This window comes from Bradyrhizobium genosp. SA-3, assembly GCF_004212635.1.
In the GTDB taxonomy this organism is placed as follows: domain Bacteria; phylum Pseudomonadota; class Alphaproteobacteria; order Rhizobiales; family Xanthobacteraceae; genus Bradyrhizobium.
Genome location: NZ_PSRT01000041.1, coordinates 25,792 through 48,599, shown reverse-complemented (window position 1 = coordinate 48,599; position 22,808 = coordinate 25,792). Strand labels below are relative to the sequence as shown.

The following is a 22,808-nucleotide window of genomic DNA, read 5'->3' as shown; positions in this document are numbered from 1 at the left end:
AACTGTCGCCGGCGCGAGCCGCGCGGCCCGGTCATGCGATGTGTCGTTCGGGTAACTCAAGCGAGGTGAGTATTGGTTGAATCGATATGAGCCGAGTGTTCACCTCTCCCGTAGGGAGAGGTCGGATCGCATCGAGAGATGCGATCCGGGTGAGGGCTTACGGTCTTACGGTGCGCTGCGGCTCCTCACCCGAATTGCTTGGCGCGCAATTGCGCGCCAAAGCAATTCGACCTCTCCCCGCTGGGGAGAGGTGAACCCCGAACACCAACCGAGCCTTTACTATGCTTGAGATTAGCGCCCTTCGCGGACCCAGGTCGCGGCGAAGGCACCGAGCAGCAGCAACAGGCCGATCAGGCCGGCGAAGATCGGCAGCACGCCGACGCCCTTCACGACGCTGGCGTCGCGCATCCGCACCCCCATCCAGCCGTCGCCATGGAAGACACTGGTGGAGCGCACCGGCAGGATGCGCGGCAGCTCGACGCTGGAGCCACTGGCCACGCGCACGGCGTTGCCGCCGGTCGCCTGGGTCAGCGGCTTCAATGTGTCGGTGGTGGAGGTGACTTCCGAAAACTCCTTCGGATTGGTCGGGCCGACATTGATCAGCGCCTTAAGCGTGCCGTCGGTGGCCTGCCACAGGCCGAGCTCGTTCGCCGGCAGGCTGGCACGCCACTCGCCGGGATCGCCGGGGCTGAGCGTCAGATCGTGCGACACGCCCGACGGCGAGGTCACGTTCACCGGCTGGACGCTGTCCGACATGGTCTGGCGTACCACCACGAGATCCTTGCCTTGCACCTGAAGACGCAGCGCCTCTTCGTCGAGATCCGGCTGCTTCATCAGCCAGTGCGACATCCGCCTGAGCAGGTCGAGATGCGGGCCGCCGCCCTCATAGCCGCGCGCCCATAGCCAGATGTGATCGGACAGCAGCAGCGCAACGCGGCCCTCCCCAAAGCGCGACAGGAACAGCAGCGGCTTGCCGTCGACCCCGGTCATCACAGGCGGGTTGACCGCATTGCGGGTGTCGACGGTTCGGAAGAAACGGCTCCAGTGCGGCGGCTCGGATCCCGAGCCCTCCAGCCCGCGCGTGACCGGATGGCGTTTGCCGATGTCGGACAGATGCGCGTAGAACGGCTTCTCCGTCACGCCGACGGGTTCGGCCGGCAGCACCGAATCCAGCGGCGTGCGCCAGATGCTGGTGTTGGAGGCGTAGTCGGGGCCGGCCGAGACCAGCACCGCGCCGCCCGAGCGCACGTAGCGCGCGATGTTGTCGAAATAGGCGATCGGCAGCACGCCCTGGCGGGCATAGCGGTCGAAGATGATCAGCTGGAATTCGTTGATCTTCTGCTGGAACAGCTCGCGGGTCGGAAACGCGATCAGCGACAATTCGTTGATCGGCGTGCCGTCCTGCTTCTCCGGCGGACGCAGAATGGTGAAATGCACGAGATCGACGCTGGCATCGGACTTGAGCAGATTGCGCCAGGTGCGCTCGCCGGAATGCGGCTCGCCCGAGACCAGCAGCACGCGCAGCTTGTCGCGCACGCCGTCGATGGCGACGACCGCGCGATTGTTCACCGGCGTCAATTCTCGTTCGAGGGGCGAAGCCTCGATCTCGACGATGTTCGGGCCGGCATGCTTGATGTCGACGTCGACGCTCGCGGCCTGACCGCTCGATAGCGTGCGCTCGTTGATGACTTCGCCGTCGCGGCGGACCGTGACCTTGGCGCGCTCGCCAGAGACGCCCTGGTCGTCGAGGCGGTAGCTGATGGTCTGGGTCTGCCCGACGATGCCGAAGCGCGGCGCCGCCGTGATCGCGATGCGGCGGTCGCGCTCGTCCTTCTGCCCGGTGACCAGCGCTTGCACCGGCGCCTGGAAGCCGAGCGCGGCGGCGTTCGCCGGAATGTCGTGGACGCGGCCGTCGGTGATCAGGAACGCGCCGGCCACGCGGTCGACCGGCACGTCTGACAAGGCCGAGGCGAGGGCGCCGAACAGCTTGGTGCCGTCGGTCTCACCGTCGGCCTGTCCGGCATCGACGACGCGGACTTCGAGGCCCTTGATCTTCTTCAGGCTGTCGACCAGCGCTTCCTGCGCCTGCGCTGCCTCGCGATTGCGGTTGCCGAAATTCTGGCTCGGGCTCTTGTCGACGACGACGGCGGCGACCGAGGTGAGGGGATCGCGATCCTCGCGCGTGAAGGAGGGATTGGCGAGCGCCAGCAGGAACAGCGCCAGCGCGGCGACGCGCACCGCCGCGCCGCGTGCGCGCGCCAGCAGCAGCACCAGCGCGACGACGACGATCGCGGCCAGCGCGAGCCAGAGCACGATCCCGGGGACAAGCGGCGTGAACGCGATGCCGTAATTCATGTCGATGCTTTCTCGGCATCGTCATGCCCGGGCTTATCCCGGGCATCCACGTTCTTCATGCCTCGCGGCAAGGCGTGGATGGCCGGGACAAGCCCGGCCATGACGGCTTTGTTTTGGCGAGCATTGAGTTCCAAAGCTCGCATCATTGCCCCAGCCGTTCGATCAGAGCCGGTGCGTGCACCTGGTCGGCCTTGTAGTTGCCGGTCAGCGTGTACATCACGATGTTGGCGCCGGCGCGGTAGGCGAATTCGCGCTGGCGGGTGTCGCCGCCGGTCACCGGCAGCATGGCCTGGCCGTCGGGCCGCACCGCCCAGGCGCCGGCTAGGTCGTTCGAGGTGATGATGATCGGCGAGACGCCGTCGCCGCCGCGCGCCGGCCGCTGCGCGCTGTCCTCGTCCTCGTCGCGCGGCAGGGTCTCAACCCAGGTCTGGCCGGTGACGAAGCGGCCGGGGAAGTCGCGCAGCAGGTAAAAGGTCTTGGTCAGCACGTGCTCGCGCGGCACCGGCTCGAGCTCGGGCACGTCGAGCGAGGACAGGATCTCGCGCAGCGTCTGCATGGCAGGGGTCTGCGCCGCACCGTTCGCGCCGGGCGGTGCTTCGATCGCATCGCGGGTGTCGAACAGCACGGTGCCGCCCTGCTTCATGTAGGCGTCGATCTTGTTGATGGCATCCTGCGGCGGCTTAGGCGCCCCGGGCACGATCGGCCAGTAGATCAGCGGGAAGAAGGCGAGCTCGTCGCGCGCGGGATTGACGCCGACGGGATCGCCGGCCTCGAGCGCAGTGCGCTGCGCCAGGAACAGCGTCAGCCCGTTCATCCCCGCCCTGACGATGGAATCGACGTCGGCATTGCCTGTCACGACATAAGCAAGGCGGGTCTGCGACACCGCCTTCATGGCGAACTCGTCCGTGACGCCGTCGGCGCGCGCCGGCGTCGGCGAGAGCGCCGCGACGCCTGCGAGCACCAGGGCGAAGATGATCATCGCTGGCGCAGCGCGGCGGCGCAGCAGCGCGGCAATCCCGCCGCCGAGCAGCGCGACGATGATGGCGTCGATTAGGAACAACGCGAGCGCCGTCGACAGCAGCCAGCCGCGCAAGTCCCGCGGCTCGGCATTGGTGTAGGTGGCGTGCCGGGCGCGCAGGCTCGCGGTGTTCAGGGCTGCGATGCGGTCGGCGGCGGCAAGCGTGTTCACGGCGAGCGGTCCTTCGGCTGGACCGTAGAAGCCCGGCGGATGATCGGGTGTGGCGCGGTCGCGATAATCCGCGGGCAGCGGTTTTGCGGTGGCCGGCGGCGGGCCGAAGGCGCCGAAGCCGTCGAGGATGTGCAGCGGCGCCACCGTCTCGGCGGTCGTCTCGGCCGCGACCCCGGCGCCGGCTTGGACGTGTAGCCGGACATGTCGACCACCCGCCGCAGCATTTCGACGAAGGTGCCTGACATCGGCAGATCCGACCAGCGCATGTCGGCGCTGACGTGGAACAGGCTGACCAGGCCCTTGCCGCGATGCTCGCCGGTTACCAGCGGCGTGCCGTCCTCCAGCGAGGCCCAGCTTTTGGTGGCGAGCACCGCGTCGGGCTCGGCCAGCACCTGGCGGCTCACGGTGACGTCCTTGGGGGCCACGACGCCGGCAAACGGACCGTCGGCGGCGAAGGAGGCGAGATGCTGCGGCTTCTCCCAGGTCAGGCTGCCGCCGAGCGTGCGGCCGCCCTTGCGCAGCTTGACCGGCACGAGATCGTCTTCGGCCTGCGCCAGCCGGGGCCCTGCGAACCGCACCAGCACGCCGCCCTGATCGATCCAGGCATTGAGGCGCTCGCGCAGCTCAGGCGCGATGGTGCCGACATCGGCGAGGATGATCATCGGCAGCTTCTGGTCGAGGAACTGGGTGATGCCCTGCTGCGGCGAGCCCTTGTCGGCGAGCCGCACGTCAGCGAACGGCGCCAGCGCGCGGGTGAGATAGAAGGTGGGCGCCAGCAGCGGCTGCGCGGTCTCGCTGGTCGAGCCCGAGACGATGCCGATGGCGCGACGGCGCCAGCGCTTGTCCAGCAGCTGCACCGCGCCGGCGGAGCGCTCGCCCGAGATCTCGAGCCGGGTGATGTCGTTGCGCAGCTCGACCGGCAGATCGAACGCCGCGTCGGTCTCCTTGTCCTGAGGCCCGAAGGAATAGCGGGCTTCGCCGATCGGCGAGGCCTTCTGATCCAGCGCGCGCACGGTGCCGACGGCGATGCCGCTATCGGTGCGCAGCACCTTCACCGTCATCCTGGCGGCGGCGTTCTCGGCCGCGACCAGCGCCAGCGGCGCGGAGGTGCCGCCTTCGAACACGGTCAGGCTGCGATCGCCGATGGTCTTGCCGAGGCCAGCTACGAATTCCTCGCCGCGGCCGGTGTCGACGCCGTCGGAGAGCCAGACCATCTCGCAGTCGCCGGTCGTTTTGAGGAAACGGTCGATCGCGGCCAGGGTCTCGACGCGGTCGATCGAATAGGGCTTTGGCGCGAGCTGGCGCAGCGCGACGCGCGCCGCACCCGCCGGCATCAGGGTGATGTCGCGGTTCGGCTCGGACAGCGGCACCAGCGCGATGGCGCGACGGTCATTGTCGGCGTTGGCGATCAGCTCGTCGGCGGCCCTGATCCTGACGTCCCAGTGCGATGCCGCGCTCCAGCCGTCGTCGAACATGATCATCAGCGGCGCCTTGCTGCCGGCAAGACCCGTCTGCGGATTCCAGATCGGGCCAGCGGCGGCGAAGATCACCAGCGCGGCCGCGAGCAGGCGCAATGCGGTCAGCCACCACGGCGTCCGCGAGGGCGTCTCTTCGCGCGGCGCGATGTCGAACAACAGCCGCGTCGGCGGAAACTCGATCCGGCGCGGTCGCGGCGGCATCACCCGCAGCAGCCACCACAGCACGGGCAGGCTGACGAGGCCGATCAGGAGCAGCGGTTCGGTGAAGGCGAACGGCAATCCCATCATGCGGCCGGCCCCGCCTTGATCGTCGTGGTGCGCGCGCCCGACTTGCTGACCTGCAGGCCGGCATGCAGGAACAACAGCAGTTCGGCGGCCGAGCGGTCGGTCGCGTGCGTGGTGAACAGCCAGTCGAGCTTGTTGGTCTCGGCGCGGATCTGGTCGCGGTGCAGCGTGAGCCGCGCCGTGTAATCCTGCACCCAGCTCTCGGCCCGGCCGGCGGTGATCACGCCAAACCCTTCCGGCTCGACGAACTCGATGCGGCCGGAGTACGGAAACGACTCTTCGGCGGGATCGACGATCTGCACCATCGTGCCATGCGCGCCGGAGCCGGAGAGCCCTGCGAGTGTCGCCCTGATCTCGGAGATCGGCGACCAGAAATCCGACAGCACGATCGTCTCGGCGAGCGCCGAGGGCACGAAGGACGGCGGCAGGCTGAGGCGGTCGGCATCGTCATGCAGCATCGCCTGCGCCATCTTGTCGATGACGCTGCGGCTTGCGGTCGGCGCCATCAGCCCGGGAATGCCGACGCGTTCGCCGCCGGACACCAGCAGTTCGGCCAGCGCGAAAGCGACGATCAGCGTGCGTTCGAGCTTGGACTCGCGCGCGGTCTTGGAGGCGAAGGTCATCGAGGGTGAGCGGTCGGGCCAGATCCAGACCGTGTGCGAGGCTTCCCATTCGAGCTCGCGGACATAGAGATGATCGTCGCGCGCCGAGCGGCGCCAGTCGACGTTCTGCGCCGGCTCGCCGGAGACGAAGCGGCGATACTGCCAGAAGTTCTCGCCGGAGCCGGCGCGGCGCCTTCCGTGCAGGCCGTGGATGACATTGGCGGCAACGCGGCGGGCCTCGAGCACCAGGCGCGGCAGCGAAGCGGCGAGCGTGCGGCTTTCGCCATCGGCACGTCGGATCGCGATGATCTCCTTTGCTGTGTGCCCGTTCTCTGCCGCCATCAACCAATCCGTGTCTTCAATTGCCGGATCACGTCCGGAATCGTGCGTCCTTCGGCGCGCGCCTGGAACGTCAGCGCCATGCGGTGCTTCAGCACGGGCTCGGCGAGGTCGAGCACGTCGTCGACAGAGGGCGCGAGACGGCCGTCGATCAGCGCACGCGCGCGCACAGCCAGCATCAGCGATTGGCTGGCGCGCGGGCCGGGTCCCCAGGCGATGAACTTGCCGGCTTCGCCGGCGTCGGGACCCGGACGGGCCGAGCGCACCAGCGACAGGATCGCCTCCACCACGGAATCGCCGACCGGCAGGCGACGGATCAGCCGCTGCGCGGCGATCAGCGCATCGGCGGTCATCGATCCCCTGGCCAGCGTCTCCTCGGCGCCGGTGGTCTCGAACAGGATGCGGCGCTCGGCGTCACGATCGGGATAATCGACGTCGATCTCCATCAGGAAGCGGTCGAGCTGCGCCTCGGGCAGCGGATAGGTGCCTTCCTGCTCCAGCGGGTTTTGCGTGGCGAGCACGTGGAACGGCTTCGGCAGGTCGTGGCGCGCACCCGCAACCGTGATGTGCTGCTCCTGCATCGCCTGCAGCAACGCCGACTGCGTGCGCGGGCTGGCGCGGTTGATCTCGTCGGCCATCAGGAGCTGCGCGAACACCGGACCTGCAATGAAGCGGAAGGCGCGCCTGCCCGCGGTGCTCTCATCTAACACCTCGGCGCCGAGAATGTCCGATGGCATCAAATCGGGCGTGAACTGAATGCGCTTGGCATCTAAGCCAAGCGTGACGCCGAGCGTCTCGACCAGCTTGGTCTTGGCGAGGCCGGGGACGCCGATCAGCAGTGCATGACCGCCGGAGAGGATGGTGACGAGCGTGTTCTCGATCACGCGATCCTGGCCGAAGATGACGGACGCGATCGCTTCCTTCGCCGCGCGAATCTGGCTCGACACCTGCTCGGCCGAACGGACGATACCGTCCTCGAGTTTCTCGACACTTTCCGCCATTCGCTCGCTCCTTCAGCCTGCCACGCGGCTTGCTTGCGTCATCACTTCAGGTCATCCGTCGGATCATGGGCGCTATGCTAGACTTGCAGGAAGGCCATGTATTCGTTGAATTAACCCATCCCCACCTTATCGGCTTCGGGTTATGTACGGCATCACGAAGTGGCGACCTCGCACACCGGACTCATCCGGAGTGGAACCGCTCACCGAGGTACAACGTAGACCTGCACCAATCGTGCCAAATGACAAAGTCAGGGCAAACCATGGCGAACCAAGGGCAGAGTGCCGATCGCGGTCTCGAGGGGCTGACTGCCGCCGCCAAAAGCGCTGCCAATGCCGAAGGCGCCAAAAAGGGCCTGCCTCCGGTGCATCTGTGGAATCCGCCGTTTTGCGGGGATCTCGATATCCGAATCGCCTCTGATGGTACTTGGTTCTACATGGGGACGCCAATCGGGCGTCACGCGCTGGTCCGCCTGTTCTCCACCATCCTCAAGCGCGAGGGCGACAAGCATTTCCTGGTCACGCCGGTGGAGAAGGTCGGCATTCGCGTCGACGACGCGCCGTTCATGGCGGTCGAGATGCTGAAGCACGGCGAGGGCGGCCACCGCGTGCTGAGCTTCCGCACCAATGTCGACGATTGGGTGACCTGCGATGCTGCGCGCCGGCTGCGCTTCGAGCAGGCGAAGGACGGCGGGCTGACGCCCTATCTTCATGTCCGCGCCGATCTCTGGGCCAAGGTCACCCGCGCGCTCTATTACGATCTGGTTGACATGGGCGAGGAGCGGATGGTCGATGGCCAGCCGATGTTCGGCGTCGAGTCGGCCGGCGAATTCTTCGCCATGGCCGACGCGGAGCAGGTGAGGGCCGCGCTTTGAACAAAACTATCCTGAAGCACGATCCGGTCGCGCTCAGCGCGGCGGATTTCTTCGCCCGCTCCAGGGCCAGGCTCGGCTTCGACGTCCCACCCGGCCTTTATGATCCGAACATCATTCCCGCCTCCGGCGATCCAGGCACCGACAAGATGCTGGAGATCATCGCGCGCGAGCAGCCGGTGCGGCCGGCGGCGGTCCTGATCGCGGTGGTCGACCATCCCGAGCCGACCATCCTGCTGACGCAGCGCTCGGCGCATCTCAACGACCATGCCGGCCAGATCGCCTTTCCCGGTGGCAAGATCGACGCGATGGACGCCTCCCCGCTCGATGCGGCGCTGCGCGAGGCCGAGGAGGAGGTCGGGCTGTCGCGGGACTTCATCGAGCCGATCGGCTATCTCGATCTCTACGGCACCGCCTTCGGCTTCCGCATCCTGCCGACCGTCGCGAGGGTCAGGCCGGGCTTTGCGCTCACCATCAACCATTCCGAGGTTGATGACGCGTTCGAAGTGCCGCTATCCTTCCTGATGAACCCGGTGAACCACCAGGTGCACAGCAAGGAATTCCGCGGCATGGAGCGGTTCTATTACGCGATGCCGTTCGCGGAACGCTACATCTGGGGTGCGACGGCGGGTATGCTGCGTGTGCTTTATGAGCGGATCTATTCATCATGATCCGGACGGTTCTGACCGAGATCGGAATCTTCCTCATCCCCTTTGCCGTCTATGCGCTGTTCCTGGCCGCCACCCGGACCGGCCTGTTCGCGCGATCCTCCTGGCCGGTTGCGATCGTCGCGCGCCTTGCGCTGGCGGCGATCGTGCTGGTGATCGCGGGGTTGATCGGCCTCGCGCATTTCTCCGGCGCAGCGCCGGATTCGACCTACGTTCCCGCCCATATCGAGAACGGCAAGCTCGTGCCGGGCGTGGAAAAATAGGGGCCGACCGATGAGCGCGGAGCCTTTACTTGCCGATGCGCCCTGGCTGACCGCAGGCGGGACTGCGCGTGTCCTGGAACTGCTCAGCACTGACGGCGAGGAGGCGCGGGTGGTCGGCGGCGCGGTACGCAATGCGCTGCTCGGTCTTAAGCCCGGTGACATCGACATCGCAACCACCGCGTTGCCGGACGAAGTGATGCGGCGCGCCAAGGCCGCCGGCATCAAGAGCGTGCCGACCGGCATCGACCATGGCACCGTCACGCTCGTCATCGACGGGCATCCCTATGAAGTGACGACGCTGCGCGAGGACACCGAAACCTTCGGCCGCAAGGCCAAGGTCGCATTCGGCCGCGACTGGGTGAAGGACGCCGAGCGGCGCGACTTCACCATGAACGGCCTGTCGGTCGATGCTGATGGCGTCGTGCACGACTATGTCGGCGGGATCGCGGACGCCAGAGCGCGTCGCGTGCGCTTCATCGGCGATCCCGGCCAGCGCATCGCCGAGGATTATTTGCGCATCCTGCGCTTCTTCCGCATCCACGCCGCCTTCGGCGCCGGCGAGCCAGACCGCGACGGCTATCTCGCCTGCATCCGGGGACGCGCGGGCCTGGCTAACCTCTCGGCCGAGCGGGTGCGCATGGAGATGCTGAAACTGCTGGTGGCCGGCGGCGCGTCCGCGGCCGTGCTGGCCATGGCCGAGGGCGGATTGCTGCAGGCGCTGACCGGGGGCGTCGTCTATACCGGCCCACTGTCGACGATGATCGCGATCGAGCGCGAACTCGGCCTCACCGCAAGCAGCACGCGGCGCCTAGCCGCGCTGACGGTCGCCGTGACCGAGGATGCCAAGCGCCTCGCCACGCGCCTGCGGCTCTCCAATACCGAGACCAAGGCGCTGGATTCGATGGGGCACCGCTGGTGGCGCTTGGCCACCAAGGACGAGGCCGATGCACGCCGGCTGCTCTACCGGCTCGGCGCGGAGCGCTATCACGATCGCGTGTTGCTGGCCTGGGCGCGGGCCGGCGGCGACGTCGGATCGTCGCGATGGCGCGCGCTCGCCGAGCTGCCGCAGCGCTGGACTGCGCCGAAATTTCCGCTGAAGGCCGCCGATTTCATCGCGCGCGGCATGGCGGAAGGACCTTCGCTCGGACACGTGTTGACGCTCGCCGAGGACGCTTGGCTCGCGGCGGATTTTCCACTAGAGCAAGCCGCGCTCGCTTCCATCGCCGATCAAGCTGCGGCCCGCGTCAGCCGCGACGAGAGAACGTGACCATCGTTTCAGGCTTCGCCGACATCTCGATTCTTCAGCTCCTGCTGGTCGCGTTGATGGCGTTGTTGGCTTCGATCATCGGTGGTCTCGCCGGCTATGGCACCGGCGCCTTGATGCCGCTGGTGCTGGTGCCGCTGGTCGGCGCCGAGCCCGTGGTGCCGATCATCGCGATCTCCGCCATCTTCACCAATTGCAGCCGCGCCATCGCCTATCTGCGCCATGCCGACCGCCGCCGCGCGCTGATCGTGCTTCTCTGCGCGGCGCTGACGACGGCGCTCGGCGCCTATGGCTATACGCGGCTGACCAATGCGGGTGCGGCGCTCGTGATCGGTTCCATGCTGATCCTGAGCGTGCCGCTGCGCCGCGTGCTGCGCCGCCGCGAAGTCAGGATCGGCGACACCGGCCTTGCCGCCGGCTCCATCGGTTACGGCGTGCTGGTCGGCGGCACCTCGGGCTCCGGCGTGATCCTGCTGTCGCTGCTGATGGCCGCCGGGCTCGAAGGCGCGGCGGTGATCGCAACCGATGCGATGATCTCGCTCGGCACCGGCCTGATCAAGATCTCGGTGTTCGGCCTTGCCGGCGCCGTGACCGCGCAGGTGCTCGCCTTCGCGCTGCTGATCGGCGCGATTGCGATCCCCGGTGCGTTCCTCGCAAAAGCCTTCGTCGAGCGGATGCCGGCGCACATCCACACCGCGATCTTGGATGTCGCGGTGATCACCGGCGGGCTGGTGATGATCTCGGCGGCGGCGAGGCAGCTGATCTGATACACGCTCGAGGCTTTGACGGCGCTGCGGTGTCTTATCTTCGATTGTGCACCGGCGGAGCGCTTCTAACGTCGTCCGACTTCAGACTCGCGCTCCATCTGCAAGATGCGCTCTCGGAGCGCGCCGAAGGTCTCTTCGGCAGCCTCGCTAAACAGCGGATCCTCATGATCGATTGAGGTCGAAGCGATTTCGCTCCAATCTGCGGGCTTTAGAGCCTTGAGAGCGGCAGGAAAGAAATCGCGGTCTTCAATCATGATGTGACGCCGCTCGCTCTCTATGAAATCGCGAACGATATTGTCCACGTTTTGCCGGAGGATTTCCCGATCCGACAGGACACCGTCGATCGCCCGAGCAACGCGGCGCAAACGATCGGTCCCCTTTTGGTGCTCAAGTCTCAGGTTACCGACGCTTGCCGCCGCAGCCGGATCCCGAAGCTCTAGTTTGGCAAGGACCAACTCTTCCAGGGGATGATGGTAAATCTCGGGATAGAGTTCGAAGTAGCTGATGATTGCGCGAATGACCTCATAGTCGGGGTGGTCGCCGCGATCGAAAATCTCAAGCTCGTGCTCAAGCACGGCGAGCAGCGTCTCAATATTGCGGTGTTCTTGGGATAGGCGCTCAATGATCATTGTGGCCTCCAACGAACCATTGAATGATCAAAGCTATCCTGAAAGCGATTCAGAATCTTGCGCTGGATCAAACCCGGGGGACCGGGTCGCCGGGCTGAACAGCCAGCCCGGCATCTGGCTGCACCCGACCAGCGCAGCACCTCGCGCTGGTCTCGCGGAACAGATCGCCTTCCATGCCATCGAGAGGCAAAGCACGTCCTCCTCCTTCACTTCCGCAACCGTCCGCGCTGGCCGCCAATTTCGTGCCTCCCCCGCCGAAAAGGGGTAGAGTGCCCCAGGGTCACATCCGAGGAGCAACAACATGACCCTACTCCCCGAGCTGGTTCCGGCTGAGATCGACCGGCATGTCTTCGCGATCATGCCCGACACGATGCCGCCCCGAGATCCTGATGACGACGAAGAGGAGGAGGAAGAGCAAGACGATGAAGAGAACCAAACCGACGAACCGCCGGTCGTGCGCGAGCCGGACGAGGACTAAGCAGGACGCTTAGACGTCGCCTGAGCTTCGGTGAGTGCTATTCCCAGCCTGCGTGCGGCGCGCTGGTGCGTCCGGCGGCTTCCAGGGTCGGTCTGATTCCGAGAGCAGCGGGCAGGCGCTGAATGGACCACGGTTCTCGGCGCAGCAACCTATCGGCGTTCGCAGGTAGAGGAGGTGAGCATGACTCTCATATGGCTTGGTGTGCTCCTTGTTTTCGTCGGCGTACTCCAAATGGCGTTTCAGCCCATCTGGCGAGGCCGATTCAGCGGTGGGAAGTGGCTTCGCTCCGGGCGTGACACGCTGGAGCCTGAAAGGCCAGGTAGCGGCTTCGGCATCAAATCGAACTGGCCTGGGCTCGTGATGGTCGCGCTCGGCGGCGCTTTCTTGCTGGCCGGAGCTGCCATCTGAGTTGAAAGCAGACGTTGAAAGCAGACGAAGGCTTGGGAAGGGCACGCGACGGCCGAACCCGTCGAGCTGGGCCAGCCCGTGACGGAAGCGCAACGACGTTCGCGGTGAGCTCTTAGCCGGTGTTTCTGACCGCCTCAGCCAGCATGGCGTAAAGCTGCTGCTTGCTGAATTCCTTGGGCTGCTGCCTCTCCGCTGTGTTCCGCGACACCTTCTTTGCGACCGGACGGGCGCAGGCTGCCGACGATGTCGGCCTCAGCTTCGGGGGCGGCCTTATCTTGGGCCTTGCCGTGGGCGGCTTGTGGCCGCGCTTCAGGCCCTGACGGGTCAGCATGCCGCAGACCGCGTTACGACTGCATCCGAGACGGCGCGCGATCTGCGCCGCGCTCTGTCCTGCGGACCACAGCCTAGTGAGGAGCGCTATGTCTTTCGCATCCCAGCCCATGGCAGATATTATAGCGCCGACCGCCGAACACGCGCTAGTCTAGTCTTCGTCCGGCTCGCGCACGACCGCCGGTTCGTCATCGTCCTCTTCGTCGTCTTCCTCCTCCTCGTCTTCATCGGGATCTCGTGGCGGCATCGCGGTGCCCATAAGCACGAGCGGTATCCAGCCGATCGCTGTGATGGAAAATGCTTCGGAGGTGTGTAGCTTCATGTCGTTGCTGCTCCTCGAAAAGCGCGTGCAGTCGCATATTCCCGGCCGACGACACGCAGATGCCCAGGGCGTGATCGCCGCAAACGCGACGGGGACATCAGGTCGACGACATGAGTATGGAGAGGGGCGGTACCCGCCACGCAACTGCTGAGGTTTGCGGCTACTTGATGCCCGAGGACCCATCAGGCTCGATGTTCACCAAAACCTCGCCGGCAGCGATTTCGGGAACTCCAAGATCGAGGTCATGCAGACTGGCTTGAACAAACGCCAGTATCTTGGCGTTCGCTGCATTGGCGCTTTCGCGGTCGTCAAATATCATCACGGCGATCCCGACGCCGTCGCCCGCATCCAGCACATGGTAAGATCTGAAGCCGTGCGATTGCCTGAGGATCTCGCCGACGCCGCTCTTGGCGCGGCGGGCGGCGTCCGCGACCGAACGAACCTTGGTGTACTTGCGAATGACCATGTACATGGGGCCACCACGCGCCATACGCCCCCACCCATCAAAGCATATCGCTCCCGATCGGACCAGAGCCTACTTCCGAGCTGGGTTACAGCGCCCGGTTGGGCGGACCGCGCAACGCGCCGTTTCCAATGACGCATCCTCGCCCCGCAAGCGCCGCAAACGGGGCGAGGTGCTGAGGCTCAGGAGCCTTCGAACTTGAACGATACGTTGAGCTTGGCGCGATAGGCCTCGACCTTTCCCTTGTCATCCAGCTGCATATCGAGCTTGACGACCTCTGCAATGCGAAGATCTCTGAGAGATTTTGCAGCTTGCTCGACCGCATTGGCGGCCGCCCTCTCCCAGGAGTCGGTGCTGGTACCGACCAGTTCAATGACCTTGTAGACGCTGTCAGGCATGTCGTCCTCCTGTTCGGTAGGAGCAGGAAATCTAACACCAGGAAATCGATGCTGATACGTCTCGGGAATACCGCCCGGACAAACTGCATTTGGCGGAGGCGGCTTTTGGCCTGAGCTAACCTGCCGGACCTAGCGCCATCATGTCCGCTCATAGCGGGTAACCGGAAAAGGGTCCGATTGGCTGTCACTTTCCTGTTTGACCCGAAGCGGACAGTCGCTCGCTGCGACCAATTATTCGTAAGGGGCTTGAGAGCCTTAATCTCTAGTAGCGACTTATGGTATCTTCAGCCTGCTCTGATGTTGCCGGCGCAGTCGGGAGGCCGACATGGGACGTCGCGAGTTCATCGGACTGGTTGGCGCCGGATGCGTGTCAGTGTCGCCATTCGTTGCGCGGGCGCAGCGCTCAGTACCGGCGAGAGTAGGATTTCTTGGCGGTACGTCGTCGCCTGTCGGCCAGACTCTGCTTGCTTGTTTTCTGTCCGGTTTGCGCAAATTTGGCTGGACTGAGGGACAAGATTTCAAGCTGGAGCTTCGGTGGACCGAAGGCATCGTTGATCGATATTCCCAGTTCGCCGCCGAACTTGTCCGATTGAATCCGGACCTGATCGTCGCAACATCTACACCTGGAGCCCAGGCCGCCAAACGGGCAACGACCCGTATTCCGATCGTTTTTGCGGCGGTAAGTGACCCTGTGGCCAGCGGTATCGTCGAGAGCTTGGCGCGTCCCGGCGGAAATATCACCGGAGTATCGAATTTCCTGCCATCAACAAGCGCCAAACTGATCGAATTGTTGAAGACGGTCGCGCCGAACCTCACGCGCGTATGTGTCCTGCATAATCCCGGCAACGCTGGCAAGATGTTGGAACTGCAAGAGCTCAAAACCGGTGGACAGGCCTCCGGGGTCTTTATCGAACCGATTGAAGTCCGGTCAACTGACGATCTGGAGCGGCTGTTGTCTGCGGGCTCGCATTTCCATTGCCACGCACTCATCACATTACAGGAGGCGCTCACTTTTGCCTATCGGAAGCAGATCGCAGAGTTTGCGGTACAAAACCAATTGGCGACGATCTTCCAGGTCAGAGAATATGTCGAAGCCGGCGGCTTGATGTCCTATGGGTTGAACTTTTGTGAGAACTATGGCCGCGCGGCCTATTATGTCGACAGAGTTCTAAAGGGTATGCATCCAAGCGATCTACCAGTCGAGCTGCCAAAGACATTCGAACTCATCATCAATCTCACCACCGCAAAGTCGCTCGGCATCACTGTTCCGCCAACCTTGCTCGCCGGCGCCGACGAGGTCATCGAATGAGATGATTGCTGTAGTGCATGAGTCCGGTACTGGCCCGACACCGAAGTGGCAGACCCTCCCATTAACGTCCGCTTAGTTGGTCGTGGCGGACCGTGCTCACGATGATTTCTTCGCATTTTGACCCAAGGGCGACATCAGTATCATCATTCACGCAATGTCGGCACGCTCCGCCTCAAGCTGGACGCCCGAACGCCGGATAATTTCGGCGCAGCCACCGAGAGCACCTGCACGGGTTTCAAAGCCTAGCGCAGGAGTCGCTGGTATGCCAATGTAGTCTTGTGCCAAACCCGCGGGAGGTCAGCATGCGAACGAACATAGTGGGAGCACTTTGCGCCATCGCAATGGTCGCGAGCGCACACGCAGCGATCAGGGAAGAGCCGGTCACCTACACCGATGGCGAGACCACGATGAAGGGCCTCGTTGTCTACGACGACGCGACCCAGGCCAAGCGGCCCGGCATCGTCATGGTGCCCGAATGGTGGGGCATCACCAAGCATATCCATAACGAGGCACGGAAATTCGCGGAGCAGGGCTACACGGCGTTCATTGCGGATATGTACGGCGACGGCAAGACCGCCGACAACCCGAAGGACGCCGGCGCGCTCTCGGGGGCAGTGATGAAGGATCCGAAGGCGATGGAGGCGCGCTTCAACGCAGCGCGGCAGCAACTCGCCAGGCAGAGCTCGGTCAATCCCCAGCGGATCGGCGCAGTCGGCTACTGCTTCGGCGGCGCGGTGGTGCTGAACATGGCACGCGCCGGCGCTGATCTCGCCGCCGTTGCGGGCTTTCACGCATCACTTGGTCTCAACACTCCTGCACCGGCGCCGGGAACCGTCAAAGCTAAAATCCTCATTCTGAACGGCGCGGACGACCCGTTCGTGAAGCGCGAGCAGTACGATGCGCTCAAGAAGGATTTCGACGCAGCGAAGGCCGATTATCAGGTCATCGAGTATCCCGGTGCTGTGCACGCGTTCACGAACCCCGAAGCGACCGAACTCGGCAAGAAGTACAATCTGCCGCTCAGATACGACGCCAAAGCTGATCAGGAAGCGAAGGCGGAAGCCGCCAAGTTCTTTGCCGCAAACCTTCGAAAATAATCAAAAGGGCCACCGCGGGGTGGCCCTTTCTGCCGCTTTGGCCTCGGAATGGGTCGGGCTGCAGTTTCGCTCCCGCACTTTGCGGCGGGCCAAGCCGGATCAGGGCAGGCATCAGGCACCAAGATGGTGCGGTTAAGCTTGCTGCAGCCTGGACAAGAACGTCCTAGAATGGGCGCGCGGAGGCTCCCATGGGCCCGGGCGTGCGCAACCGCACCGAACGCAGACTTGCGGCAATCCTCGCCGCTGATATCGCCGGCTACAGCCGGTTGATGGGGGCGGATGAGGAGGGGACTCTCGCGCGTCTCAAGGCGCATCGCCGCGAGCTTATCAATCCGAAGATCGCCCAGCACCTAGGCCGCATCGTGAAGACGACCGGCGATGGGATGTTGGTTGAGTTTCCAAGCGTCGTCGAGGCGGTACAGTGTGCGGTCGAGGTGCAGCAGGCCATGGTTGCGCGCAACCGCGATCTGCCGCCGAACGAGCGCATAGTGTTTCGCGTCGGAATCAATCTTGGCGACGTAATTATTGACGAAGGCGACGTTTACGGAGACGGCGTCAACGTGGCGGCACGGCTGGAAGCCTTGGCTCAACCGGGCGAGGTGTGCATATCGCAGGCTGTGCATGATCAGGTCCGCGACAGATTACCCGGCCTCACATTCGAAGACGGCGGGGAGCACAGCGTAAAAAACATCGATCGCCCGGTCAGGATCTTCGCGGTCAATTTCAAAAATTACGCGGCACCGCCAGTTGTGCCAATGACGGCCGTCCGCTCATCTGGTCGCGTGTTGCTCGCAAGCCTTGTCGCGACGGGCAGCGTGCTGTTGGTCGTTTCCGCCGGCTTGTGGTGGCAATTCGGAAGGGCCCCGCCACCCGTTCGGATCGGCGCGACCGCGCCTTTAACGATTGGTCCTGCGGCGCCAACTGAGGCCTCTGCGCCCCGGCTATCCATCGTCGTTCTGCCCTTCGCGAACCTGTCGCATGACCCCGAGCAGGACTATTTCGCCGATGGCTTGACCGAGGACCTGACGACCGACCTGTCGCGCATCTCGGGTAGCTTTGTTATCTCGCGCAACACGGCGTTTACCTACAAGGGCCGGCCGGCGGACGCAAAACAGGTGAGCCGCGATCTTGGTGTTCGCTACGTGCTCGAAGGCAGCGTTCAGCGTTCCGAGAACCAGGTGCGGGTCAATGCCCAGCTCATCCACGGCGACACCGGCGCGCATCTGTGGGCGGAGCGTTTCGACTACCAGCGCGGCGATCTTTTCCAGATGCAAAACGAGATCACAGCGCGAATTGCTCGAACGCTGAGCCTGGAGCTGGTCGATGCCGAAGGCCAGCGAGCCCTGCGTCAGCGACCGAACAATCCCAACGCGATGGACCTGGTGATGCGTGGCACCGCCATCATGAATAGAGCCCGCCAGGGCGAAGATGTGTCGGAAGCACGCCGCCTTTTCCAGGAGGCGATTCGGCTCGACGCCAGTAGTGCGCCGGCGTGGGTAGGCCTCGGGAGCGCGTTTCTTTTCAACGCTCGGTTCAGTCCCTCCCGCGAGGAAGACCTGCGACAGGCGGGCGAAGCAGTTGACCGAGCTTTGGCTCTCGATCCCAAGAGCGCCTTTGCGCATCACATAAAGGCCACCCTGCGATATCAATTCGGCCGTCTTGAGCAAGCGGTCGGAGAATATGAAACCGCCATCGCGCTCGATCGAAATTTCGCCAGCAGCTATGGGATGCTTGGAGCGACGAAAGTCATCCTTGGGCAGCCCGAGGAGGCGTTCGAGCACGTGCAAAAGGCGATGAAAATCAGCCCGCGAGATCCGAACCTTGCGATGTGGCAAATGTTCGTGGGGGTTGCGAACCTTCATCTCGGACGCGACGACGCCGCCGTCGCATGGCTGAGGACGTCGGTCGACCTCAATCCGCGCAGCAGCTTCGGCCATTTGTTTCTCGCCAGCGCCCTTGCGCTTACTGGACAGGAAACCGCCGCGCGGGCCGAAATGGCGGAGTTTCAGCGTCTGAATCCGGGCTTCACGTTAGGCCGGTTCAAGGCCGTCGAGCCCTCTGATCGGCCGGCATTTCTCGCCCAGCGCCAGCGGGTTTACCAGGGTCTACGCCAGGCAGGGATGCCGGAATGATTCCGTGCGTCAGTTCGCGCCATCATCCTGCGACTGGTCGCCGAGGGTTCGATCGGAGCGCCGACCTTGGATGTCGCTTTGGACTTTCCCCATTCGGCTTTATCTAAAACTTTGATGGTCCGGGCCGATCTGGCAGCGGCTGCGGGCGAAGCTCAGATGGACGTTCAGTTGTCCGTGTATCAGACCAAGTAACGACGTCGCCTGTTGGCCCTCAGCGAATTTCCTCGGCAACTTCAGCTGAGGACCGCTTGTGGACCATCTCAGAGATCCGCCGCTTGGACCTGCACGAAAAAATTGCCTATGCTTCGGGTTGGGAGCGTCGGGGATTGGCGATGCAGCGACGGGAGTTCATCAAGCTTCTGAGCGGTGCGGCAGCGGCTTGGCCGCTCCCAGGTTGGGCGCAGCGGGCCCCGCGGCAGCACCGCATTGCGTTTGTTCATTCGGGCATTCCCGCTGGTCAGCTGACAGAGACTGCTGGCCCCTTCTGGGTGAGGCGGTTTCATGAAACGCTGCGTGGGTTGGGCTATGCAGAAGGAGCCAATATCGTCGTCGAGCGTTATTCCGCAGAGGGTCGCTCCGAACATTTTGCGTCTCTTGCTGCCGCCGTCGTTGGCCGCGACCCGCAGGTGATCGTTGTAAATCTTAACGATCTCATCGAAGCGTTCGCGGCGGCCACCACAACGATACCGATTGTTGCGATCATGGGAGATCCGATCGCGACAGGATTGGTTGCAAACCTCGCGCATCCCGGAGGCAACCTTACGGGTGTCAGCATCGATGCAGGCTACGAAATCGTCGCCAAGCGCTTGCAAATCCTGAAGGAGGCGGTGCCCTTGGCCGCCAAGGTCGCTTACCTGACGTCGTCCCGTATCTTTATGGACACCTCACTCGGATTGTCGCTTCAGAAAGCGGGGCAGGGCCTGGGCGTCGTGCTGACCTGGAATTTCCTCCCGGAGGTAAATGACGCGCAACTCCGTCGCGCCTTTGCCGAGATGACGTCACAGCAATTCGACGCTGCCATGGTTGACGCGAGCGGCACCTTTTTGGCGCAACGCGCCTCCATTGCCGAACTCGCCGGGAAACTCCATCTTCCGATCATCTATCCCTTTCGCGACTATGTGGATTTAGGTGGGCTGATGAGCTATGCGCCGGATCTGGGCGAGCTTGCCCAACGCCTTGCCATCGACGTGCATCAGATCCTGAACGGGGCCAAGCCCGGCGACATCCCGATCTATCGGCCCAACAAATTCCAGTTGGTCATCAATCTGAAGGCTGCCAAGGCGCTCAGCCTCGAAATGACCCCGACACTCCTCGCCGGCGCCGACGAGGTCATTGAATGATGTCCGCTTGCGGCCCGATCCTGCCTAGCTCGATGCCGGTCAAAGCGTCGGCTGTTGGGTGTAGACCGGAAGGGGCTCGCAACGGTGCAGACTGCCGATTGTGACCCATTGCGGACTTTCCTTGAACAGGCTTGCCCTGCATCCGTTCGGCTATAAAATCCTTGGATCGCTCATCAAATAGAGTCCGCGTGTGACCATGTGCGCGGACCTTGGTGCACCGTCGCGGTGCGTGGCCAGAGGATCATGTGGACGTTCTTAACCGGCCTGTGCCTTTTCGTCGGGCTTGCCACGGCAGCGCTATGGCTTGGGCAAGGGGCCAGACGACGTCTCCCAAAGGCCTATACGACGGTTGACAAAATCGTTTCCAGCATCGACTTACTTTTCATCATAGCCGTGCTTTTTGTAGTATTTTATATGACACGTTGAACAAGGCCACAGCTGGCCCATAAGCTTCGATCCCCGTCAGATGTCCGCTTCTGGCCCGAATGCGAAATCTAAGGGGCCGCCAAACAGTCTGCTTATCGGGGGTGACCGGAAACGGCGATGCGCCCGCGAGCAATAGCCTCTGCGCTCGCGGCCGGTTGTTCAAGGGCGTCCGACAAGCAATGGCAGCACGTCTGAACCGCCCGCCATGAGCGGATTCGACGGCTCGAAATGTTCCCGCAATTCTCGCTTCCGGACGAGTGAGCGCGCATCGAGAAACGCATCCTTCAGGCTGACGGCTTTCCGGAGCGCGACGTTGAAAAAAGCGTCGCCAAAATAGGTCCACTTGGCCTTGTCCTGGCAGCCGAACGACGGATGCTTGTCATCGGCCGCGGTGATGACCAGCACATCGGGAGTCGCCAGGCGCGGGATAAAAATCCCGGAATAACAAGCCGAGATGACCACCACCTTGTGTCGCACACCTGTCTTCGCGAGCATGTCGCGGAGACGAGATGGTGTGAGCGTTTCTGTGAGCCGCCCCGCCTTGATTGCAAGGCCATCAGGAGAGCCATGCGAGGTGAGAATCAAAAAGAGAACATCTTTCTCGGCATCCAAGCGGTTGGCTGCCGTCTGCAACGACTTGGCCAGAGCTTCGATCGTTGCACGTCCCCCTTTCTTGGAATTGTACTCCACGTTGATCGGTCCAGTCTCGAAACGGCCGGCCACGACCTGAGCCGCGCCGGTCGCCTCGGATCTAAACACGCCTTGATCCCCGTACAGACCAAAGGACACCACGCCAACCTTTCCAGTGTCCTCAATCGCATGTACCGGAGGAACCAACGGCCAGATGGTCAGAAAAAAAGCGACGAGCGGCGCGCCGAGCCGCCTGATCGAGGACCTGGAGGTCATCGCGAACCTCGTTTCGAGATCGCCGCTACAGAACTGCGGCTCAACACAAAATAGCGGAAAGCCAGTGAATTTCCATCCTTCGGAATGGCACGTGCACGGATCCGCTTATGGCCCGTTTGAGACATGCCGACGCGCGGTAACGATGTCTGTTTATAGGGGTAGCGCGGAAGTCGTCGGCACCGGCCAAACCGACGCGAATGCCCCAGAGACCTGCCGAATCCAGAGCAATCGGGCCAACAAAATCCCCGGGGGGTGCGATGCCGAAGGCTGGCACTCCTTTGTGCACGAGGCTGTTTGAGACGAAGTTGAACGTCAAGATATGGTGAACATCATCCAATGAATTCCGGCTGCTCCGCCAGTTCTTGCGCCGGGAGCCCTGCTCATTTTGGCGACCGCAATTCGACATTGTAATGCGCGTAGATCCGCGCGAGGGTGCCATCGGCGAGCAATGCTTCAAGGGCTGCGTCGAGTCCTTGCCTGAGCTTCTCGTCTGGGCTGAGCATCCCAACAGCGACATTCCAGTTCAAGTCGGGATCGTCTTCGAAAGCAGGAATGTGGCGCACGTGCGCATCGGGATGAACTTGGTTGAACCAACCAATTGCGGCGGGTGTAACCGCCGCGGCGTCGATCTCGTTCTTGGCAAGCGCGTCCATGATTTCATCTTCGAAGACAAACGGTGAGGTTTGGACGCCTCGCTTGCTGAGTGTCATGGAGGCGATCGAGCCGACCTGCACCCCGACGCGCTGACCAGGCCTCAAATCCGCCAGTGACGCCGCGCCAGAGTCGGCCCGGACGGCCAACGCGACCCCGCTGCGCTGATAGGGCCGCGACATGCGCAATCCCACCTCCGCCAGCGCCGCGGGGTTCGCGATCGCATCCATGATGACGTCGCAGTCCGCGCGGCGGTACTGAAAGCTGTTGACTACCCAGTGCTGCTCCAGGGCGACCTTCAACTGCTTCGCCAGTTCACGGGCGATCTCGACCTGGAATCCGGGGGCGACATCGCGCTTGCTGGCAAACGGCAACGCATTGGGGTGTGCGCAAAGCGTGAGCGCCCCGCGTGTACGAATCGCCTCCAGCGAGCGCGCGCCGGCACCGGTGGCTCCGAGCAGGATCAAAAGGCTTACGAAAACGGCTTGGCGCATCTCCGGCCTCATTCTTCCAGACTTCGGATGTAGGCCAGGATCGCCATGATCTGGCTCTCCGAAAAGGCGCCTCCGAAGGCGGGCATGGCTCCGGGTTTACCCTTCTTGATCCGCTCCACGATAAAATCGTCGCTGCGCGCCGTACCCGCGAGCTTCGGCCCTTTGCCGGCGGCGCGGCCGCCGTTCTCGTGACAGAAGCCACACGAGGTCGCGAACATCGTCCCGCCCTCGATATCGGTTTCGCGGGCCGATTGATCCTGCTTGGGAGCCTGGCTCTGCTGCGCGGAGAGGCCGAAGGGCAATGACAACGCAATGCCGGCGATGAGAAGAATCGACTTCAACATT

General features: G+C 63.7%; 23 protein-coding genes and 1 pseudogene. 12 read left to right on the top strand and 12 right to left on the bottom strand.

Annotated elements, in window-relative coordinates:
* Window positions 1-291: 291 nt before the first annotated feature.
* The 4 genes and pseudogenes from CWO91_RS16320 to CWO91_RS16305 form a co-directional block, all read right to left on the bottom strand.
* Window positions 292-2,355: a hypothetical protein gene (locus CWO91_RS16320; protein WP_130214346.1), complete on the bottom strand. Its 2,064-nt coding sequence runs from the start codon at window positions 2,353-2,355 to the stop codon at window positions 292-294.
* Between the two features lie 142 nt (window positions 2,356-2,497).
* Window positions 2,498-5,310, bottom strand: a pseudogene (locus tag CWO91_RS16315) (DUF4159 domain-containing protein).
* Window positions 5,307-6,251: a DUF58 domain-containing protein gene (locus CWO91_RS16310; protein WP_130214345.1), complete on the bottom strand. Its 945-nt coding sequence runs from the start codon at window positions 6,249-6,251 to the stop codon at window positions 5,307-5,309. Before CWO91_RS16310 ends, CWO91_RS16315 begins: the two are co-directional and overlap by 4 nt.
* Entirely contained in the window at window positions 6,251-7,249 is a 999-nt protein-coding gene (locus CWO91_RS16305; protein WP_130214344.1) for an AAA family ATPase, read from the bottom strand. The genes CWO91_RS16310 and CWO91_RS16305 overlap by 1 nt, the downstream gene beginning before the upstream one ends.
* Before the next feature lie 260 nt (window positions 7,250-7,509).
* Here CWO91_RS16305 and CWO91_RS16300 point away from each other — a divergent pair, with 260 nt between their 5' ends.
* Genes CWO91_RS16300 through CWO91_RS16280 form a run of 5 tightly spaced genes read left to right on the top strand, consistent with a single transcriptional unit; the run spans window position 7,510 to window position 11,080 of the window.
* Window positions 7,510-8,121: a DUF1285 domain-containing protein gene (locus CWO91_RS16300; protein WP_130214343.1), complete on the top strand. Its 612-nt coding sequence runs from the start codon at window positions 7,510-7,512 to the stop codon at window positions 8,119-8,121.
* Complete coding sequence (locus CWO91_RS16295; protein WP_130214342.1) at window positions 8,118-8,789, top strand: CoA pyrophosphatase; 672 nt, start codon at window positions 8,118-8,120, stop codon at window positions 8,787-8,789. Before CWO91_RS16300 ends, CWO91_RS16295 begins: the two co-directional genes overlap by 4 nt.
* Window positions 8,786-9,049 (top strand): DUF6111 family protein, encoded by a 264-nt coding sequence (locus CWO91_RS16290; RefSeq protein ID WP_130214341.1) that lies wholly within the window; start codon window positions 8,786-8,788, stop codon window positions 9,047-9,049. Before CWO91_RS16295 ends, CWO91_RS16290 begins: the two co-directional genes overlap by 4 nt.
* 10 nt (window positions 9,050-9,059) lie before the next feature.
* The gene (locus CWO91_RS16285; RefSeq protein ID WP_130214340.1) at window positions 9,060-10,316 is read left to right on the top strand and encodes a CCA tRNA nucleotidyltransferase; all 1,257 of its coding nucleotides are present in this window, start codon (window positions 9,060-9,062) and stop codon (window positions 10,314-10,316) included.
* Entirely contained in the window at window positions 10,313-11,080 is a 768-nt protein-coding gene (locus tag CWO91_RS16280) for a sulfite exporter TauE/SafE family protein (protein ID WP_130214339.1), read from the top strand. The genes CWO91_RS16285 and CWO91_RS16280 overlap by 4 nt, the downstream gene beginning before the upstream one ends.
* 65 nt (window positions 11,081-11,145) lie before the next feature.
* On the opposite strand, the gene CWO91_RS16275 is transcribed toward CWO91_RS16280, so the two are convergent.
* Window positions 11,146-11,709, bottom strand: coding sequence for a hemerythrin domain-containing protein (locus CWO91_RS16275; protein WP_130214338.1), 564 nt, complete (start codon window positions 11,707-11,709; stop codon window positions 11,146-11,148).
* On the opposite strand from CWO91_RS16275, the gene CWO91_RS16270 reads away from it, so the two are divergent.
* The 3 genes from CWO91_RS16270 (at window position 11,702) to CWO91_RS16265 (ending at window position 12,595) form a co-directional block, all read left to right on the top strand.
* Window positions 11,702-11,977, top strand: coding sequence for a hypothetical protein (locus CWO91_RS16270; RefSeq protein ID WP_130214337.1), 276 nt, complete (start codon window positions 11,702-11,704; stop codon window positions 11,975-11,977). The two genes, CWO91_RS16275 and CWO91_RS16270, sit on opposite strands and share 8 nt — an antisense overlap.
* A 33-nt stretch (window positions 11,978-12,010) precedes the next feature.
* On the top strand, window positions 12,011-12,187 hold the full coding sequence (locus tag CWO91_RS42985) for a hypothetical protein (protein ID WP_165405493.1): 177 nt from the start codon (window positions 12,011-12,013) through the stop codon (window positions 12,185-12,187).
* Window positions 12,188-12,367: 180 nt separating this feature from the next.
* Window positions 12,368-12,595: a hypothetical protein gene (locus CWO91_RS16265; RefSeq protein WP_091894307.1), complete on the top strand. Its 228-nt coding sequence runs from the start codon at window positions 12,368-12,370 to the stop codon at window positions 12,593-12,595.
* A 112-nt stretch (window positions 12,596-12,707) separates the two neighbouring features.
* Here the strand turns inward: CWO91_RS16265 and CWO91_RS16260 are convergent, their stop codons facing one another.
* The 4 genes from CWO91_RS16260 to CWO91_RS16250 form a co-directional block, all read right to left on the bottom strand.
* A complete protein-coding gene (locus CWO91_RS16260; RefSeq protein WP_130214336.1) occupies window positions 12,708-13,037 on the bottom strand; it encodes a GcrA family cell cycle regulator in 330 nt (109 codons plus the stop codon).
* Window positions 13,038-13,076: 39 nt separating this feature from the next.
* Complete coding sequence (locus tag CWO91_RS42980) at window positions 13,077-13,247, bottom strand: hypothetical protein (protein WP_165405497.1); 171 nt, start codon at window positions 13,245-13,247, stop codon at window positions 13,077-13,079.
* A gap of 160 nt (window positions 13,248-13,407) precedes the next feature.
* Window positions 13,408-13,719, bottom strand: coding sequence for a hypothetical protein (locus tag CWO91_RS16255; RefSeq protein WP_130214362.1), 312 nt, complete (start codon window positions 13,717-13,719; stop codon window positions 13,408-13,410).
* A gap of 173 nt (window positions 13,720-13,892) precedes the next feature.
* Window positions 13,893-14,108: a dodecin family protein gene (locus CWO91_RS16250; RefSeq protein ID WP_130214335.1), complete on the bottom strand. Its 216-nt coding sequence runs from the start codon at window positions 14,106-14,108 to the stop codon at window positions 13,893-13,895.
* Between the two features lie 325 nt (window positions 14,109-14,433).
* Here CWO91_RS16250 and CWO91_RS16245 point away from each other — a divergent pair, with 325 nt between their 5' ends.
* The 4 genes from CWO91_RS16245 (at window position 14,434) to CWO91_RS16230 (ending at window position 19,986) form a co-directional block, all read left to right on the top strand.
* On the top strand, window positions 14,434-15,417 hold the full coding sequence (locus CWO91_RS16245) for an ABC transporter substrate-binding protein (RefSeq protein WP_130214334.1): 984 nt from the start codon (window positions 14,434-14,436) through the stop codon (window positions 15,415-15,417).
* Between the two features lie 302 nt (window positions 15,418-15,719).
* Entirely contained in the window at window positions 15,720-16,514 is a 795-nt protein-coding gene (locus CWO91_RS16240; protein WP_245471279.1) for a dienelactone hydrolase family protein, read from the top strand.
* Window positions 16,515-16,702: 188 nt separating this feature from the next.
* Entirely contained in the window at window positions 16,703-18,646 is a 1,944-nt protein-coding gene (locus CWO91_RS16235) for an adenylate/guanylate cyclase domain-containing protein (RefSeq protein WP_130214333.1), read from the top strand.
* A gap of 275 nt (window positions 18,647-18,921) precedes the next feature.
* Window positions 18,922-19,986 carry an ABC transporter substrate-binding protein gene (locus tag CWO91_RS16230; RefSeq protein ID WP_130214332.1) on the top strand — a complete coding sequence of 355 codons (1,065 nt, stop codon included), beginning with the start codon at window positions 18,922-18,924 and terminating at the stop codon, window positions 19,984-19,986.
* A gap of 585 nt (window positions 19,987-20,571) precedes the next feature.
* On the opposite strand, the gene CWO91_RS16225 is transcribed toward CWO91_RS16230, so the two are convergent.
* From CWO91_RS16225 to CWO91_RS16215, 3 genes are all read right to left on the bottom strand, one after another.
* Window positions 20,572-21,318, bottom strand: coding sequence for a C13 family peptidase (locus CWO91_RS16225; protein WP_245471278.1), 747 nt, complete (start codon window positions 21,316-21,318; stop codon window positions 20,572-20,574).
* Window positions 21,319-21,698: 380 nt separating this feature from the next.
* Window positions 21,699-22,463, bottom strand: coding sequence for a substrate-binding periplasmic protein (locus CWO91_RS16220; RefSeq protein ID WP_165405496.1), 765 nt, complete (start codon window positions 22,461-22,463; stop codon window positions 21,699-21,701).
* 8 nt (window positions 22,464-22,471) lie between these two features.
* Window positions 22,472-22,807 (bottom strand): c-type cytochrome, encoded by a 336-nt coding sequence (locus tag CWO91_RS16215; protein ID WP_130214330.1) that lies wholly within the window; start codon window positions 22,805-22,807, stop codon window positions 22,472-22,474.
* Window position 22,808 lies beyond the last annotated feature (1 nt).